We start from the raw sequence: 16,371 nt of genomic DNA, 5'->3' as shown, positions 1-16,371 counted from the left end.
CGCGGCGGCCCGGCTCACCGGCTTACCAGGGCCCGTACGGCCCGGAGGAGGACCCGCCCCGGCCGTACTGCCGGACCGCGGGACGCACGTCGGCGAGGTAGACCGCCGCCGCGATGAAGCCGATGATCGGCAGCATCTGGATGATCGACACCAACTGCACCGCGCCGGCCAGGCCGAACAGCAGCGCGATCCCCAGAATGATCAACCAGAGCTGCTTGGTGAGCTTGCCCGCGGCCGAGTACGCGGCGGCCGGACGTCGTACGGCGTCGACGAACGCCCACACCTCGACGACGAACGCGGCGATCGCCACGGCCCAGAACAGGTAGGCCACGACCCCCTGGGCTCCACTGATCACGGCTGACTCCCTGCGGTGGACGGCGCCGGAACGCCGCGACATTGCTTGACAGGCCCCAGCGTATGCGTTTTCCCCCGCGTCACGCCTCCCGTCACGGACCGGGAGAACGCGCGACGGCCCGGGCGGGTCGCCCCGCCCGGGCCGTCGGTGACGCGGTCAGGACCGCGGTGACGTACGGCGTGGCGTCGTCAGTTACCGACCTTCTTGGAGGCGTCGCCGGCGGCCTTGGTGGCGGTACGCGCCGTCTGGCGCGCGGAGCCGGCGGCCGCACGTGCCTTGCGGACCGTGGCCTTGGCCGAGGCCTCGAGCTCCTGCGTGGCCTTCTGGCGGTCGACCCGGCTGACGATGCGCTTGCCGCGCTCGGCCAGCCCGTCGTACACCTCGGCGGCGCGGGCGCCCACCTGGGTCACGTACGCCACGGCGGCGCCGCCCAGGTCCTTGGGGTCGGTCTTCTCCTGGAGCCGGTTGATGCGGTCCGGTACCTCACGGATCTTCTCGACCGCGAAGTCGCCGGCGCCCGCGGCGGCGTAGAAGGCCTTGCTGTCCCGCAGCCTCTCGGTGATGGTCATGTGCTCGTTCCTTCCGTCGGTGGGGTCGTGCGGATGACGGCTTCGGCGTCCGGTGCCGCCGCGCTCCCGGTTTCGTTGCGGAACGACTCGTAGATGTCGAGCAGGACCTGCTTCTGTCTCTCGGACAGGCCCACGTCCGCACGGATGGCGGCCTGGACGTCCGTGTCGGACTCACGCTCATCGAGGATCCCCGCCTGGACGTACAAGGCCTCGGCGGAGATGCGCAGACCCTTCGCGATCTGCTGCAGGATCTCCGCGCTCGGCTTTCGCAGCCCCCGCTCGATCTGGCTCAGGTACGGGTTGGAGACACCCGTGGCATCGGCCAGCTGCCGCAGCGAGACCTTGGCCCGCTGGCGCTGCTCCCGGATGTACTCCCCGATGGAGCCGACTTTGGAAGTCGCCATGCCTCTACTGTGCGTCGCTCTGCTTGCTATTGCAAGCACGCTTGCAAGCAGAGCGGGGTGAAACGAGTCACATCGCGTTCCCTGTCAGGTCGCGTGCCGGTGCTTGCGGGCGCGGGCGGCCTCGGCGGCGCCGAGCCGCCGTACGTTCAAGGTCTGGATCTTCGGTGGGTCCTGCGGGGTGAGCCGGATCTCGCAGCGCAGCGATCCGCGTACGCCCCTGACCTCCCACACCGCGTGGGCCGGGGAGTCGGTGCGCAGCAGCGCGTCCGACGGTTCCAGCAGCGGGCCCACGTCCTCGATCAGGGTCCCGATCCGGTTGCGGCGGCGTGCCAGGTCGAGGTCCATCGCCACGTTCTCGGCCAGCCAGGCGCCGGCCAGCGCGCCGTCCCACTCTCGCAGCAGCCGCTCGACGACGGTCCTCGCCTCGGACGTCTCGGGCCACAGCTCCGCCGGGCCCGGCGGGTCCGCGGCGGCCACCAGGACGGTCCGCAGCGCCTCCTCCACCTTCTCGTGCGCCGAGACGTACCGGGCGTTCGTCAGGTTGATGACGCCGAGACCGGTGGCCGGGTGCCAGCGCATGTGCGAGCCGAAGCCGGGGTATCCACCGCCGTGCGAGACGACGGTCCCCCACTCGGGCTCATGGTGGATCACCAGGCCGTAGCCGTACCCGACCGGGCCGTGGGGCGCCGGCGGACGGGCACGCTGGACCTGCTGCATCGCGCGGCGCGACGCGCGGCTCAGCGGGCCGGGGTCCTCTCCGTCGCGGGCGGGGAACGCGTCGGCGAGCCAGCGCACCCACAGGGCCAGGTCCTCGACCGTGCTGAACAGCCCGCCGATGGCCGAGAACACGCCCGGCTCGGAGAACGGCAGCGCCTGCCAGCGCCCGTCGAGCCGTACGTGTCCGGTCGCGACGCCGCCCGGGGCCTTCACCGACGTGTCGTAGCCGGTCGAGGTCAGCCCCAGCGGGTGGATCAGGTGATCCCGCACGAACCCCTGGAAGCACTCCCCCGAGGCGGCCTCGACCACGCGGCCCAGGATGGCGTACCCGAGGTTGGAGTACTCGTAGACGGTGCCCGGGGTGCTGACGAAGCGGAGGCCGCTCGTCAGGAGCCGCCCGAACTCCTCCCGGCTCATCGACTCCTGCCGGTCCGCCCACGGGTCGTCGGTGGGCAGCCCGGCCGACATCGACAGCAGCATCTCCACGGTGATCTGCGGGGAGTCCGACGTCGGCAGCCGTACGGCGGCGAACTCCGGCACGTGGCGGCTCACCGGGTCGGCGAGGCACAGCGCGCCGCGCTCGGCCAGCAGCAGGACCGCGGCGGCGGTGAAGCTCTTGGACATCGACGCGATGCGGAACGCCGTCGACGGGTCCGGACGCCGGCCGCCGTCACCGATCACGCCGTGACCGGCCGCGTGCACGAGCCCGGTACGGTCCACCACGCCGTAGGCGATGCCCAGGGCGGCGTCCTCGTCCACCACCGAGCGGAGCAACGCGTCGACGTCCTCGATCATCCGTTCCCCTTCACGAAACGTCGGCGGCCGAGACCGTCCAGGTGTTGCACGCCGACAGCACGCCCTGGCGATAGCCGCGGACCACCCAGCCGGCGTAGTGCCGCCCGGAACCATGGTCACGCAGGTCGGGCCGTGACTCGTCGTCGCCGCGCGCCCGGTTGTCGTCGATCATCGCCTCGTACTGCTTACGGGTCATCGGCAGGGTGCGGCGCTCGGCGGACAGGAAGGCGCCCGCGAAGCACTGCGCCTGCAGCTCGATCCGCCGGCTCGCCTCAGCGCGGGCGTCCGTCTCGTCCGACGCCATGAGCTCGTGGCCGTACTCCAGGATCCCCGCGTCCTCCTGCACGTGGTGACCGTACTCGTGCGCGATGACCCGGGCGTACACCGCGTAGTGCGACACCGGCTCGCCGCCCGCGGTGTCCACAACGTTGCTCAGGCCGACGTACATCGTGTCGTTGGCCGGACAGTAGAACGCCGATGCGCCGGGCGCGGGGTACGAACCGCACGGGCTGCTGCCGGGCAGGCTCCAGAAGACGCGCTGCGGCGCGGTGAAGCCCGGGACGCCGGCCTTGGCGAACTGCCGCTCCCACGCCTGGTCCAGGCAGTCGGACAGAGTGTCGAGGAACCGCCGCATCGACGCCTCGTCATGCTCGGCGATCTTGGGCAGCCGACACTCGATCCGGGGCAGGGTCCCGCTGACGTACAGGGGGCCGGAGAGCGCGGCGGTCCGGCTGCCCGACCGCAGGCGTGACCTGTCGCCGCCGGTCCCGGCCTTCGAGTCGCCGCCGGCCAGCGAGTACCCGAGGACCGCCACGACGAACAGCGCCGCCACCCCGCCCAGAGTGGCGAGGACGACCCCCGTCGCCGTGCGCCGCGGCCGGCGGGCCGGCCGGTGGTACCCGTAGTCCGGTGCCTGCGTGGACGGCCCGCGGGACGCCTGGCCACTCTGCGAAGGCGATCGACGAGGATCTGCCACTCGCTTCCGTCCCTTCTCCCGGCCGTCCCCGGCGTGCCCAGCTCCCGTACGGGCAGGAGGCGACCGCGACCAGAATCATCGCATAGCAGAGAAAAAATGCATCACGGCCTACCCGCGCAGGTCATCCCTGTATAGGACCGCCGTTCCCCGGTACGCTGTGCGCCCATGCTGGTACGGACCCGGCTTCTCACCACCGTCGTCGCCGTCGGTGGGCTCCTCACCTGTGCGGTTCCCGCGTACGCGGGACCGGCGGGCCAGGTCGTCTCCGACAACGTCGCGCTCACCACGACGGACGACGGCGTCCTGCACGCCAAGGAGACGGTGACGTTCGAGGGCACGGGGGTGCGACGCTCCCTCGTCCGCCTCAAGCACGTCGACGACCGCCGGGACCGGCGGTTCGACATCCGTGACGTCCACGGCGGCGCGGTGACCGTCGACGGCGACCGTACGATCCTCACGCCGTCGGGCGGCGGGGGTTCCGGCCGGCGCACCGTCACGCTGACCTACACCGTGCACGGCACGATGACGCCGCTGCGGGGGCGCCAGCAGCTCGACTGGGTCGCCGCGGGCGGCTGGAACGTCCCCGTCGCGCAGACCCAGGTGACGGTCGAGGGCGGCGCCGCAGTGCAGGACCTCAACTGCTTCGCCGGCGAGCTGGACAGCACGGTCGGCTGCACCCAGTTCTTCACCAACCACACGCACGTTCAGGCGGAGTTCCGGCAGGAGAGCCTGCAGCCCGGCGAGTACCTGACCATCGTGATCGGCTACCCGCCCGGCACGACGTCCGGCACGCCCGCGTACGACGAACGGCACACGCTGGCGACGGCGTTCACGGTCAACGCCGTCACGGGCGCGGCACTGCTCGGCCTGCTCGTGCTGCTGCTCGGCGGCGTCGCCCTGCTGTACTCCACCCGCGGCCGGGACGCGCGCATCGTCAGCAGGAAGGCGGCCGAGGGCGACCACGCGCCGCTCGACGACGGGGAGTTCTCGCCGCCGGACGGCGTACGGCCCGGTCAGATCGGCACCCTCATCGACGAGCAGGCCGACGTCATCGACGTCACCGCCACGATCATCGATCTCGCGGTCCGGCGCTACCTGCTGATCGAGGAGCTGCCCCGCGAGACGTACGGGCGGCTCGACTGGCAGCTGCGGCGGCTCGACCGGCCAGCCGACGAGCTGATGCCGTACGAGCGGGTGCTCTACGACGCGCTGTTCGCCGGCCGCGACGTGGTCCGGCTGTCGGAGCTGGGCGGCACGTTCGCGGACCAGCTGGCGGCGGTGCGCGGCGCCCTGTACGAGGACGTCGTACGGCAGGGGTGGTTCACGCGGCGGCCGGACTCCGAGCGCACCCGCTGGACCACCGCGGGCACCGTTCTCGCGGGCCTCGGCATCATCGGCACGATCGCCCTGGCCCTGTACACGAACCTGGCGCTCATCGGCCTGGCGCTGGTCATCGCGGGGGCGGCACTGGCGATCGGCGGGCAGTACATGCCCGCCAAGACCACGCGCGGGGCGACCGTGCTCGCGCACACGCTGGGCTTCCGCGCGTACCTGTACCGCGGCGAGACGCCGGACGCGCCGTCGGGCGACCGGGTGGCGATGTTCTCCCGTTACCTGCCCTACGCGGTGGTGTTCGACTCCGTGGCCCGCTGGGCCGGAACCGTCGCCGACATCGGCGGCGAGGGCGAGCGGGCCGACAACCTCTACTGGTACGAGGGCCCGGCGGAGTGGGATCTGTCCAACTTCGCGGAGTCGATGCGGAGCTTCACACTGGCGACGTCCGGGGCCATCTCGGCCTCGCGACAGTTCAGAGCGATCTAGTGAGGAACCCCGGTCCCTCAGCTTCAGGGCCGGGCGAACATTCGCGCCGGGAACCTCGGCAAGCCGGGCTCTCGCCGTCGCCTCAAGGCCGAGGCCAAACCGATCGCCTTCCGTGCCGAGGCCGCGCAGCCCTATGACGACCGGTGCCTGTCGTGGCAGTACGACGCCGGGACCGTGTCGGTGTGGACCGTCGAGGGCCGGATTGGACCGCCCCGGCGAAGTTGGAGCGTGACCGAGGCTGAACGCACCTCGTCCGGGACCTCCCTGGAAGACCTCAAGGGGATCCGGCAGAGGGTACGGCTCCGCGAGCCCCAACGGGTCGCGCTGCACTCCTGGGCCTTCGCCCAGCTCGCAGACTTCATAGGCGAGGCTGTGTGGACCGCGGGGCGTGAGTCACGCGTCCCTGCCACCCCATAGGAGTGTCTGAACGGAGGAGCCCACCCAGCAGCCGGCTGGGCAGCTACCTCCAAGCCCGGTCCTTCCCTGCCGGGTCAAGTTGACAACTCTGTCCTGACTAAGGAGTCATGAGCCGGAAATGTCCGGCTTTGTGATGACCTTACCTGCGCATTGTGTGACGCGGATGGTACGCCGGGATACTGGAACTGTAGAGGACCACGAGAGCGCGAATAGTCGATGTGTCTCGTGCCAATCCCCGGCAACCAAGGGAGACGATGTGCGAAAGAAGTTCAGCGCCGCCGCCGGCCTCGTCACCATAGCGACGGCCGGCGCCCTGTTCGCGAGCACGCCCGCGTATGCCATGGAAGACATCGCCTCGGTCACACCCGCCGTGACCGCCGGCACGGCTCCGGCCGGCGTTCAGCAGACGACGTCGACCAGCGCGCGTACAGTCGCCTCGGACCACCACCGGCGTCGCCACCGCCACCGCCGCCGTCACCACCGGCGTCATCACAGGCACCACCGGCACCACAGGCATCACCGGTACCACCACCGGTACTGAACCGGGGCGGTCACGGATTCGGCGAAAGCAGGGACAAGGGCCGTCGGAAATTCCATGGGTGTGAAAGGCGAACAGCCATCGGCCCTGCCGCACGAATCGGGCGGTTGATCCCTCCGACCGGGCGCCGGTATCACGGCGCCCGGATCACCTTGACATGGTGTCGATGACCAAAAGCGATGTCGGCGACTAAAAGCCGACCGTGTCGGTGACTAAAAGCCGACCGCGCGGATTTCGCCGACCACCGAATCGCCGCCGTGGACCGGCAGCGTGGCGAGCTCGCCGAGCGCCCCGTCCACGCCGAGGGCCCGCAGCGTCGCGACCGTGACCGGCGTACGGGCGCGCATCGCACCGTCATCGATCTTGATGGCGCCCGCGCGGCCGTCCGCGAGGGCGAACGCGTCGATGCCCTCCGCGCCGCACTTGACCAGCAGGCCCGGCACCGCGTCCATGAGGCGGCGTTCCTCGCGGTCGGTGCCCGAGGTCCACTCCGGGTAGGCCCGCATCGCGTCCGCGACCCGCCGTTCCGGCGTGCCCGGCTCGGCGATGACCAGCGCGCGGAACGCGCGGGACAGCCCGGTCAGGCCGATCGCGAACAGCGGGGCGCCGCAGCCGTCCACGCCCGTGGCGACGATCCGGTCGCCGGCCAGCTCCTCCACCGTCTCGCGCACCGCGACCTGCAGCGGATGCTCCGGCGACAGGTACGACTCGGTGGGCCAGCCGTTGATCACACAGGTCGCGAGCATGGCCGAGTGCTTGCCCGAGCAGTTCATCCTCAGCCGCGACTTCTCCCGTACGACGGCGAGCTCGATGTCGAGCGGCCACTGCGCCGGGCACCGCAGCGCGTCGGCGGTCAGGCCCGCCCCGGCGAGGATCTTCTCCGCTCCCGCGACGTGGAAGTCCTCACCCGAGTGGCTGGCCGCCGCGAGCGCGAGCAGTTCGTTCTCCAGGCCGAGACCGTGCCGCACCATCGCGACCGCCTGCAGCGGCTTGTTCGCCGACCGAGGGAAGACCGGTTCGTCAGGATCGCCGAGGCTCAGCGCCGGGGAGCCGTCGGCGTCCAGAGCGATCACTGAGCCGCGATGCCGCGACTCCACGAAGCCGGAACGTTCCACCTCGACGAGGACCGGATTCATCTTCCCCCTTGAGAGCGTTGCGGGCTCGGCGGTGGCTCGTGACGACCGCGCCTCGTCCGGTGGACTCACACCAGACGGCCGTCGCCAGGGCCGTCACGCCCTCAACGAGCTGGGCGTTCGCCGTAGCAGGGCGATATTCGGGCGAACATCAGCCTATCCACCCCACCGGCCGGGGATGACGGCGCCGATCCGCGGAGGCGTCACTCGGCCTGGCGCCAGCGCGCCTGGTCCTCGCCCTCCTTGCGCACGCACTCCATCGGCGTTCCCGCGCTCGTGACTCCCGTCGCGCCTTCCGGTGAGCAGAACGCCCCCGGCGTGACGGTCCGCGGGGACTCGGACGACGTCGGCCGCGTCGTGCCGGGGTTCGGCCGTGGCCTCCGGGGCGTCGACGTCGTGGCCGGCGTGTGCCGTGTCCCGCGGTGCGATGGCACGCTCGACGGCGATGTTCCGTCATGACGATCGGCCGGGCTCCGCGGTACCGCCTGGCCCGACACGGAGGGCCGGCGCGACGCTTCGAACGAGGGCGTCGCCGAGGGGAGGTCGTGCGCCGTCGCGGTCCCGTGCGTGACCATGCCCTGGAGCGCGACGCCTCCCGCGACGAAGCCGGCCACCAGCACGACTCCGGCGACGGCCAGCGGCCACTTCCGTCCGGACCGCGCGTCGCGCCGGCGCCCCGAGGACGACGGTGACGAGAGGCGGGGATCGCGAGGCCCGGTGGGGCGTCGCTCCGGCCTGACGGGCGGACGCGTGGGGGCATGCCGCCGCTCCGGCAGTGTGGACGGACGCGTCGGCGCGGGACCCTCCGGCGGCGTCGCCCGGTTCCGGTACGGCGTCTCGACGTGCTCCGCCGTGAGGGCCGTGCCGTCGCCCAGAGCGGCCACCGCCTCGACCAGCGCCGCGGCGCTCGGCCGGCGCGCCGGGTCCCGGTTCAGCGCCGGGCGCAGGAGGGGCAGTAGCCACGAGGGGACCCCTTCCAGGTTCGCCCTGCCCTCCACGACGTTGAGGATGACGGACTGGAAACCGCCGGTCCCGTAGGGCGGGCGGCCGGTGGCGGCGAACGCGACGGTGACCGCCCACGCGTGCACGTCCGTGGCAGGCGACGGCGGCAGGTCGTCGAAGACCTCCGGCGCCATGTACGCAGGGGTGCCGGTGACCATGCCGGTCTGGGTGAGCCGTGCGGAATCGGGGGACTGCGCGATCCCGAAGTCGATGACGACCGGTTCGCCCTCGACCATCATCGTGTTGCTCGGCTTGAGGTCACGGTGGACGACCCCGGCCTGGTGGATCGCCACCAGGGCTCTGGCCAGGCCCAGCGCGAGCCGTCGCAGCGCGTCCCCCCGCAACGGCCCGTCCTCGGCGACCACCTTGTCGAGCTGCCGGCCCTCGATGAAGCGCGTCACCACGAAGGGGCGGACGGCGGTCACATCACCGTCCAGGACCTCGGCCACGTGCGGGCTGCGCACCCGCCTCATCGTGTCGATCTCCCGTGCGAGCCGCTGCCGCGCCGTCGGGTCCGCCGCCAGTGCCGGCCTGAGCACTTTGATCGCGACATCCCTGCCGGCCGGATCGACCGCGCGATAGACCACTCCCATACCGCCGGACCCGAGCCGGGTCAGCCGACGGTAAGGTCCCAGCTTCTCCGGCGGCGCCTCTTCGTTGTTGACCATGGTCCGGATGACCCTACACAGAGTGGTCACCGACTCGCCCGGAGTGTTCGTTATGTGGCTATTTTCAAGTTTTTTGCCGTTTGGCGTAGATGATGCGCCTCGTAACAGGCGTCACGATTCCTTGACGCCAAGGAACGACCGCGCCTCCGCCGGAGACATCGGCGCCCGCTGGGCGATCTTGGTGAGGGTGACCGCGCGCTCGACGAGCTGGGCGTTGGACGTCACCGGCTGCCGCTTGGCGTACGTCAGCGTGTCCTCCATGCCGACCCGCAGATGGCCTCCGGCCGACAGGGCCGCGTACATCACCGGAAGGCTCGTCCGGCCGATGCCCGTCGCCGACCACGTGGCGCCTTCGGGCAGCGCCGCGACCGCGGCCACCAGCGACCGGGTGTCCCCCGGCATGCCGCCCGGCACCCCCATGACAAGGTCGCAGTGGACGTGGCCGCCGTACGGCGCGCCGTAGGTGTCGAGCAGGCGGTGCAGCGCGGCGACGTGACCGAGATCGAACAGCTCGAACTCCGGCACGACCTCCCTGGCCTGCGTGAGCTGGTACAGCTCGGCCATGAAGGGCCAGGGGTTCATGAACACGTCGTCGCCGAAGTTGACCGTGCCGCACGTGAGCGAGCAGGCGTCCGGCATGGCGTCGAGGACCTTGAGCCGGTGCTCGTACGGGTCGGTGACCGCTCCGCCGGTGGACAGCTGCACGATCAGGCCGGTGCTCTCGCGTATGGCGGCCACCGTGTCCCGCAGCCGGGCCGGATCGAGCGTCGGCCGGGCCTCGGCGTCGCGGATGTGGACGTGGATGACGGCCGCGCCGGCCTCCTCGCACTCCTTCGCCGTCTGGACGAGCTCCTCCAGCGTCACCGGGAGCGCCGGCGCGGCGACCTTGTCGGCCTCGGCGCCGGTGGGCGCAACAGTTATCAGTGTGCTGACCATGGACAACATGATTTCAAGCGCACACCCGACTTGGCGAGAAAATCTTCGTAATTATCGCGCTGAGCGCGGATGAGGCAGAATGCGGTCCGTGCGAGCGGTGGTGCAGAGGGTGAGCCGGGCGAGTGTCTCCGTCGACGACGAGGTCGTCGGGGCGATCGACGAGCCGGGCCTCATGGTCCTCGTCGGGGTGACCCACGACGACACGCCCGCGCACGCGGCCAAGCTCGCCGCCAAGCTCTGGGGCCTGCGCGTCTTCGACGGGCCGCAGGCCGAGGCCTCCTGCTCCGACCTCGGCGCGCCGCTCCTCGTGATCAGTCAGTTCACCCTGTACGGCGACACGCGCAAGGGCCGCCGGCCGTCGTGGCTCGCCGCCGCGCCCGGGCCGGTCGCCGAGCCGCTCGTCGACGAGGTCGTCGCCGCCCTGCGGCGCCTGGGCGCACGCGTCGAGACCGGCCGGTTCGGCGCCGACATGAAGGTCACCCTGACCAATGACGGCCCGATCACGCTCATCCTGGAGGTCTGACCGGCCTCCCGCACGGTCAGACGACGCCCACCACGGCGGTGAGGATGACCACCAGGCCGACGACGCCCGCGATCGTCAGGATGATCCGGTCGTTCTGCGCCAGCCGCGCGCGTACGGCCGGCGAGTAGACCACCACCCCGGTGTCCCGGTTCGGGTCGTGGGGGGTGGCGCGGGCGAACGGGTTGGGCAGGCCGGCGGCACGCCATATCGCGTCGTTCTTCACCCGCTGGTGCGCGGACGAGCAGGCGAACAGCCGCCCGCGCACCGGCTCGTGGCAGGCGAACCCCTGCCGCGTCATGACCCGGCACACGGTGGGGTTGAGCGCGAACTCGTAGACGCACCACATCAGCAGAGCCAGGAGCGCGAGCCGCCACGCGCTCAGCAGCACGGACGCGAGCATTAAGGCGGCGATCGCCACCCACCAGACGTAGACGGGCTCCCGCCACCGACGCCGCCGTCGCCCCATGTTCCCTTTCCTCGCCGAGGTCTCCGGCGCACCCTCAGGTGCACCATCCGACGGAGAGAACCTTCCCATGAGCGCCGCCCGTTATGATCTTGTTCTGCTGCTATTTATCGCATTATCGGCTTATCGGCGACGAAGGTCGATCTTGACGGTGGATCCGGTGTCCGGCGACACGATGACCTCCTGCGTCGCCGCGACACCTCCGGCGAGCAGCGTCTCGTCGACCGGGACGTTCCGTTTCACCATGCCGAGCGCGATCGGCCCGAGCTCGTAGTGCCGGGCCGCCGAGCCGACGAACCCCACGGTGCGCCCGCCGGACTCGATCGGGTCACCGTGCGCGGGCAGGTGGTCGACGCTCCCGTCGAGATGGAGGAAGACCAGCCGGCGCGGCGGACGGCCGAGGTTCTGCACCCGCGCGACCGTCTCCTGGCCCCGGTAGCAGCCCTTGTCGAGGTGCACGGCGACGTCGATCCAGCCCGCCTCGTGCGGGATGGTGCGATGGTCGGTGTCCAGGCCGAACCGCGGGCGGTGCGCGGCGATCCGCAGCGCCTCGTACGCCCACAGGCCGGCGAGCCGCGCATGCCAGTCACGGTCGAGCGTCTCGCGCGGCACGATCAGCCCGTCGGTCGTGACGAGGGCGTCCTCGGGCGGCTCGACGCCGGAGAGCGTGACGACGGCGTACGAGGCGGTCTCGTCGGTGACCTCGACGCGCATCATGAACCGCATGCGGTCGAGGAACTCCGCGAGCCCCGCGGCCGTGCCTGGCTCGACGTGCGCCCAGACCGCCTCGCCGTCGTCGACCAGGGCCAGGTGGTGCTCGACGTGGCCGTTGGGACTGAGCAGGAGCGCCTCGGTGGGCGTGTACGGGGCCAGCCGTTCGAGGTGCTGGCTCATGAGACTGTGCAGGAACCGCAGCCGGTCGGCGCCGGCCACGCGTACGACGCCTCGGTTTCCACGGTCGACCACCGCGGCACCCGTCGCGAGCGCCCGTTGCTCGGCGGAGGGTTCGCCGTAGTGCGCCGCGACCTGCGCGTCGGGGGGATCGGCCGGTACGGCCCCGTGGGTGCTCAGCAGCGGGCTGTCCATACGGGCAAGACTACGTCTTACGGCAGTCGCGGCAGCGCCCGTAGACCGTGAGGTGCTGCACGTCGGTCTCGAACCCGAAGTCGTCCTCCAGCCGTTCGACCAGACCGTCCGCCACGGACGGGTCCACGTCGTAGACCGCCTCGCATCCGCGGCACACCAGATGGACGTGCTCGGCCTCGGCGGCGAGATGGTACGTCGGCGGCTTGTGCCCCAGATGGGTGTGCTTGACCAGGTCGAGCTGCTCGAGCAGTTCGAGCGTGCGGTAGATCGTGGAGATGTTCACCCCGCGCGCGGTGCGCTGCACCTCGGCGCAGATCTCCTCTGGAGTCGCGTGACGAAGAGCCGTCACCGCCTCCAGTACGAGCTGGCGCTGGGGTGTCACGCGGTAGCCCCGCGCTCGCAGCTCCTTGTGCCAGAGTTCCGTCACGGATCGAGTCTATGCCGCCGGTCCGCACCGGTACGCGCGGAAAACCCACTTGTGCCGCAGACCCTGGCGGTGCGCGTCACCACCCGCCCGCCACCATCGGGATCGTCACCCCGAGGCACCCCGCGATCACACCGAGTGCCTACGGTAAAAACCCCTTGCCTCGGTGCGTGCGCTGATCTAGCGTGCGGGATAAGCGGGAAAGGAGGTGGTCCGAAACTTATGCATAGTACGAGGACTCGTGAGGTGGCTGTCCGCTAGTCGCCGTCCCGCCTACGCCTCCTCATAGGAGGTAGGCAACCGGCCGAGGACGCGGCCGGCGAATACCAGGCAGACACCCGACCCCCGTGGCCGGTCGACCCAGTCCTGTCGACCCCTGCTCCGGCAGGAACAGCCCGGGGGTCGTTTCATGCCCGGACTCTTTCGCCGACGCGTGCCGGCCCCCGGACGCCGACGACGCCCGGGAGCCGAAAACGGCCTGTTACGCGACCCGTTTGAGCTGGGCGGACAGGTGCGACTGCAGGCTCTGCCCCTCCGCCGCCATGTCGTAGGCGTATCCGAGGTCCTCGCCGATCAGGCCGTACAGGCGGTGGCCCGCGGTGTACTCCTTGGCGGTCTCCGTACGGGCGACCACGTCGGTGCGCAGCTCGACCCGCGTGCTGATCACGTTGCCGATGTAGATCTCGGCGATGCCGGTCGGGTGCGCCAGCACCAGTTCGATCCGCCCGCCTGAGTGGGCGCGCCAGTAGCCGCTCTCCTGCGCCAGCGGCGCACCGAGTTTGCCCTCGTCGTCGAGGCGCCACGTACGGCTGGTGTAGATGAGGTACGGCTTGCCGATATGGCGAAACGAGATCTCCTGCCCGAAGCGGAAGCTCTCGATGTTGGGGTAACCGCCGACCCCCGCGCCCTCCCAGTCTCCAAGGAGGAACTTCAGCGGCTCGAGGTCGGGGTGCAGCTCAGGCTCCATGTACGGCCAGCGTAGTCGGCTTTGCACGCGATAGCCTGATCAAACCCGCGATCAGGACTTCACCGGTGAACTGAACCGATCCGGCCGGCGTCACGTCTGATCTTCCTAAGGTCGAGGAAGGACAACGGTTGTACGCGCTCATGACTTTGCTGTCCGCCGGGCTCGAGGCGAGTGCCGGCGTGGTGTCGAAGAAGGTCGGCACGGCTCGGCGGCGGCGGGTGATCCACAAGGCCGAGCCGATCACCGGTGACACCGCGGGTCTACGCGAGATCAACGGGCGCGTCGCCGCGGGGCCCGGCGGGCCGGTCACCGCGCCGCTGTCCGGCCTCGCGTGCGCCTGGTACGCCGTGACCGTGTACGAGCGCTACCGCGCGTGGCGGCCGGGTCCGCTCGGGCCGACCGACGTCATCCGTGACATACGGGTCGCCCAGCAGCTCGCCGGCCCGCTGCACGTGACGGGCGACACCGCGGCGGTGCGCGTGGACCCGCGCGGCGCCGACCTGGAGCTCGGCGACCCGGTGTTCTCCGAGTTCGAGGACAGCCCGAGCGGCGCGCTCGCCGCCCGCCTCGCCACGATGCTCGGCGACCGGCTGCGCCCCCGGCATCGCGACCGCACCGTCGGCTTCCTCGTCGAGGAGCACGTCGTCGCCGTCGACGACCCGGTGTACGTCGTCGGGCAGGCGCGTACGGAGCTCGGTGACCTGGTGATCGGCAAGCCCGCGATGCAGCCGTTCATCATCACGCGAACCTCGGCCATGCGGGTCCCCACCGGACAGGACTAGTCTGCCGGATATGGCACGATCACTCGTGATCAAGGTGACGGCGGGCGCGGAAGCGCCCGAACGATGCAACCAGGCCTTTACGGTCGCGGCGGCCGCCGTGGCGAGCGGGGTGCACGTGTCTCTCTGGCTGACCGGGGAGTCGTCGTGGTTCGCCCTGCCCGACCGGGCCAAGGAGTTCGAGCTCCCGCACGCGACCCCGCTGGAGGATCTGCTCGGCATCCTGCTGTCCGCCGCCCAGGTCACGGTCTGCACCCAGTGCGCCGCACGGCGCGACATCACCGACGACGAGGTGCTGCCGGGAATCCGCATCGCCGGGGCCCCGACGTTCGTCGAGGAGATCACCACCGAGGGTGTGCAGGCGCTCGTCTACTGACGCGGAGCGCACCCGGCCGGAGCCGGACGCCACATGCCGGCATGCCCGCGCCGGGCCGTCTCTTCGGCGTCGCGCAGGACGCCCGCACGTGCGGTGTCCGGCGGTACGGGTAAGGCCCGCGCGAACCCGGCCCGTACGAGCGCGGCGTTGACGAAGACGCCCCGGCTCGTCCACACGTAGAAGAGCCGCCGCCCGTACCGGTCCCTCGGCCGGACATCGCCGGCGACGCGTACGGCCCGGCCGGGCGGCGTCAGGCGGCGCAGCGCCCGCGTGGCCTCCGCCCCGAAGCAGTCGTGCCGCCGCCAGGTCTCGGGCGCGTCGACGCCGATGAGCCGCACCCGGCCCCGCCCGCGCACGATGAGCGTGTCTCCGTCGACCACACGGGTCACCACCGCCGTCGTCGTCGCGGTGCGCTGCCGGAACCGTACGGGCTGCGCCGGAGCACAGCCCGCGGCCAGCAGGCATCCGGCGGCGAGCCACCTCCCCAGAGTCACGGCCGCATCCTCCCCGGTGCCACCGACAGGTCTACTGCCGGGAGAACTGTTCAGCGTGGTCGAGCGCCCACTGGTGAAAGGTGCGCGCCGGGGTTCCCGTCACCGTCTCCACGGTCCGGGTGAGGGTCGGTGCGGGGGCGTCGAGCATCTTGGCGTAACCGTCGAGGAGGACGTCCACGAAGGAGTCGGGGAAGGACTCGTCGTCCAGCAGTCGCCGCCTGGCCTGTTCACGGGACAGCTCCTGCCACCGCAGTGGCCGGCCGAGGGCCTGGCCGATGACGTGGACCTGCTCGGTCTGGGTCAGCAGCTCGGGCCCGGTCAGCCGGTAGCACGCCCGGTCGTGCCCGTCCTCGGTCAGCGCGGCCACCGCGACGGCGGCGATGTCGGCCTCGTGCAGCATCGCCATCGGTACCGCACCGTACGGCCCGGCGACCGTGTCACCGGCGCGGATCTGGTCGGCCCACCACAGCGCGTTGGCGGCGAACGTGCTCGGCCGCAGGACGGTCCATGCCAGGCCTGACTGCCGGAGGAGGCGCTCGACCTCGGCGTGCGACCGGCCCACGGGGTCGGTGTGCCGGTCAGGGGCGAGCCCGTCCTGCACGGCGCCCGATGACAGCAGAACCACGCGACGGGCATGCCGGTTGATCGCCTCCAGGACCGCCGTCATGGGCCGGGCGTCGTGGAAAGGCCACATGAGGAAGACCGCGTCCACACCGTCCAGGCACTTCTCCAGGCCCTCCGGATCGGTGAGGTCGCCACGCACCACCTCGGCGCCCTCGGGCAGGCGGACGAGTTCGGGGGTGCGCGTCATCGCCCGCACGCGGATCCCGCGTTCCAGAAGCGGGGCCAGAACCTGGCTTCCGACGTTTCCGCTGGCCCCGGTAACAAGGATCATCGTTCCTGGCCCTTTCAGTCGTTGTCGTAGCGG

Annotated in this window: 19 protein-coding genes; 5 read left to right on the top strand and 14 right to left on the bottom strand. The window is 71.1% G+C overall.

The window, feature by feature from the left end; genetic code table 11:
* Nucleotides 1-22 precede the first annotated feature (22 nt).
* The 5 genes from ACQEV1_RS09805 to ACQEV1_RS09785 form a co-directional block, all read right to left on the bottom strand.
* Entirely contained in the window at nt 23-355 is a 333-nt protein-coding gene (locus ACQEV1_RS09805) for a DUF2516 family protein (protein WP_285568233.1), read from the bottom strand.
* A 188-nt stretch (nt 356-543) separates the two neighbouring features.
* The gene (locus ACQEV1_RS09800; RefSeq protein WP_285620759.1) at nt 544-924 is read right to left on the bottom strand and encodes a hypothetical protein; all 381 of its coding nucleotides are present in this window, start codon (nt 922-924) and stop codon (nt 544-546) included.
* Nucleotides 921-1,328 (bottom strand): helix-turn-helix domain-containing protein, encoded by a 408-nt coding sequence (locus ACQEV1_RS09795; RefSeq protein WP_285568230.1) that lies wholly within the window; start codon nt 1,326-1,328, stop codon nt 921-923. Before ACQEV1_RS09795 ends, ACQEV1_RS09800 begins: the two co-directional genes overlap by 4 nt.
* Nucleotides 1,329-1,412: 84 nt before the next feature.
* Nucleotides 1,413-2,840 carry a serine hydrolase domain-containing protein gene (locus ACQEV1_RS09790; RefSeq protein ID WP_433393183.1) on the bottom strand — a complete coding sequence of 476 codons (1,428 nt, stop codon included), beginning with the start codon at nt 2,838-2,840 and terminating at the stop codon, nt 1,413-1,415.
* A 10-nt stretch (nt 2,841-2,850) separates the two neighbouring features.
* On the bottom strand, nt 2,851-3,816 hold the full coding sequence (locus ACQEV1_RS09785; protein WP_433393181.1) for a neutral zinc metallopeptidase: 966 nt from the start codon (nt 3,814-3,816) through the stop codon (nt 2,851-2,853).
* Between the two features lie 165 nt (nt 3,817-3,981).
* Here ACQEV1_RS09785 and ACQEV1_RS09780 point away from each other — a divergent pair, with 165 nt between their 5' ends.
* Both ACQEV1_RS09780 and ACQEV1_RS09775 read left to right on the top strand, forming a co-directional pair.
* Nucleotides 3,982-5,637 carry a DUF2207 domain-containing protein gene (locus ACQEV1_RS09780; RefSeq protein WP_285620768.1) on the top strand — a complete coding sequence of 552 codons (1,656 nt, stop codon included), beginning with the start codon at nt 3,982-3,984 and terminating at the stop codon, nt 5,635-5,637.
* A 673-nt stretch (nt 5,638-6,310) separates the two neighbouring features.
* Nucleotides 6,311-6,595 carry a hypothetical protein gene (locus tag ACQEV1_RS09775; RefSeq protein WP_433393179.1) on the top strand — a complete coding sequence of 95 codons (285 nt, stop codon included), beginning with the start codon at nt 6,311-6,313 and terminating at the stop codon, nt 6,593-6,595.
* 209 nt (nt 6,596-6,804) lie between these two features.
* Here ACQEV1_RS09775 and ACQEV1_RS09770 read toward each other — a convergent pair whose 3' ends face one another.
* From ACQEV1_RS09770 to ACQEV1_RS09760, 3 genes are all read right to left on the bottom strand, one after another.
* Nucleotides 6,805-7,728: an asparaginase gene (locus ACQEV1_RS09770; RefSeq protein WP_433393177.1), complete on the bottom strand. Its 924-nt coding sequence runs from the start codon at nt 7,726-7,728 to the stop codon at nt 6,805-6,807.
* Nucleotides 7,729-7,928: 200 nt separating this feature from the next.
* Nucleotides 7,929-9,395 (bottom strand): serine/threonine-protein kinase, encoded by a 1,467-nt coding sequence (locus ACQEV1_RS09765; protein WP_433393175.1) that lies wholly within the window; start codon nt 9,393-9,395, stop codon nt 7,929-7,931.
* Between the two features lie 111 nt (nt 9,396-9,506).
* On the bottom strand, nt 9,507-10,331 hold the full coding sequence (locus ACQEV1_RS09760) for a 3-keto-5-aminohexanoate cleavage protein (protein WP_433393173.1): 825 nt from the start codon (nt 10,329-10,331) through the stop codon (nt 9,507-9,509).
* A gap of 88 nt (nt 10,332-10,419) precedes the next feature.
* Here ACQEV1_RS09760 and dtd point away from each other — a divergent pair, with 88 nt between their 5' ends.
* Nucleotides 10,420-10,854, top strand: coding sequence for a D-aminoacyl-tRNA deacylase (gene dtd, locus ACQEV1_RS09755; protein WP_285568921.1), 435 nt, complete (start codon nt 10,420-10,422; stop codon nt 10,852-10,854).
* Nucleotides 10,855-10,870: 16 nt separating this feature from the next.
* On the opposite strand, the gene ACQEV1_RS09750 is transcribed toward dtd, so the two are convergent.
* The 4 genes from ACQEV1_RS09750 to ACQEV1_RS09735 form a co-directional block, all read right to left on the bottom strand.
* Nucleotides 10,871-11,320: a hypothetical protein gene (locus tag ACQEV1_RS09750; protein ID WP_285620777.1), complete on the bottom strand. Its 450-nt coding sequence runs from the start codon at nt 11,318-11,320 to the stop codon at nt 10,871-10,873.
* 120 nt (nt 11,321-11,440) lie between these two features.
* A complete protein-coding gene (locus ACQEV1_RS09745; protein ID WP_433393170.1) occupies nt 11,441-12,403 on the bottom strand; it encodes a YgfZ/GcvT domain-containing protein in 963 nt (320 codons plus the stop codon).
* 10 nt (nt 12,404-12,413) lie between these two features.
* Nucleotides 12,414-12,830 (bottom strand): Fur family transcriptional regulator, encoded by a 417-nt coding sequence (locus tag ACQEV1_RS09740; RefSeq protein WP_285568210.1) that lies wholly within the window; start codon nt 12,828-12,830, stop codon nt 12,414-12,416.
* A 478-nt stretch (nt 12,831-13,308) separates the two neighbouring features.
* Nucleotides 13,309-13,794: an FABP family protein gene (locus tag ACQEV1_RS09735; protein WP_433393168.1), complete on the bottom strand. Its 486-nt coding sequence runs from the start codon at nt 13,792-13,794 to the stop codon at nt 13,309-13,311.
* A gap of 140 nt (nt 13,795-13,934) precedes the next feature.
* On the opposite strand from ACQEV1_RS09735, the gene ACQEV1_RS09730 reads away from it, so the two are divergent.
* Both ACQEV1_RS09730 and ACQEV1_RS09725 read left to right on the top strand, forming a co-directional pair.
* Nucleotides 13,935-14,576 carry a GIDE domain-containing protein gene (locus ACQEV1_RS09730; protein ID WP_285620784.1) on the top strand — a complete coding sequence of 214 codons (642 nt, stop codon included), beginning with the start codon at nt 13,935-13,937 and terminating at the stop codon, nt 14,574-14,576.
* 10 nt (nt 14,577-14,586) lie between these two features.
* Entirely contained in the window at nt 14,587-14,949 is a 363-nt protein-coding gene (locus ACQEV1_RS09725; protein WP_285620785.1) for a DsrE family protein, read from the top strand.
* Here ACQEV1_RS09725 and ACQEV1_RS09720 read toward each other — a convergent pair.
* Both ACQEV1_RS09720 and ACQEV1_RS09715 read right to left on the bottom strand, forming a co-directional pair.
* On the bottom strand, nt 14,943-15,443 hold the full coding sequence (locus ACQEV1_RS09720) for a thermonuclease family protein (RefSeq protein WP_433393165.1): 501 nt from the start codon (nt 15,441-15,443) through the stop codon (nt 14,943-14,945). The genes ACQEV1_RS09725 and ACQEV1_RS09720 overlap by 7 nt on opposite strands.
* 31 nt (nt 15,444-15,474) lie before the next feature.
* Nucleotides 15,475-16,338 (bottom strand): NAD(P)H-binding protein, encoded by an 864-nt coding sequence (locus ACQEV1_RS09715; protein WP_433393163.1) that lies wholly within the window; start codon nt 16,336-16,338, stop codon nt 15,475-15,477.
* Nucleotides 16,339-16,371: the final 33 nt, after the last annotated feature.

The sequence above is a fragment of the Actinoallomurus sp. CA-142502 genome, assembly GCF_050936355.1.
GTDB classification, from domain to species: Bacteria; Actinomycetota; Actinomycetes; order Streptosporangiales; family Streptosporangiaceae; genus Actinoallomurus; species Actinoallomurus iriomotensis.
The sequence above is the reverse complement of the archived record's forward strand: the minus strand, read 5'-3'. Positions and strand labels throughout refer to the sequence as shown.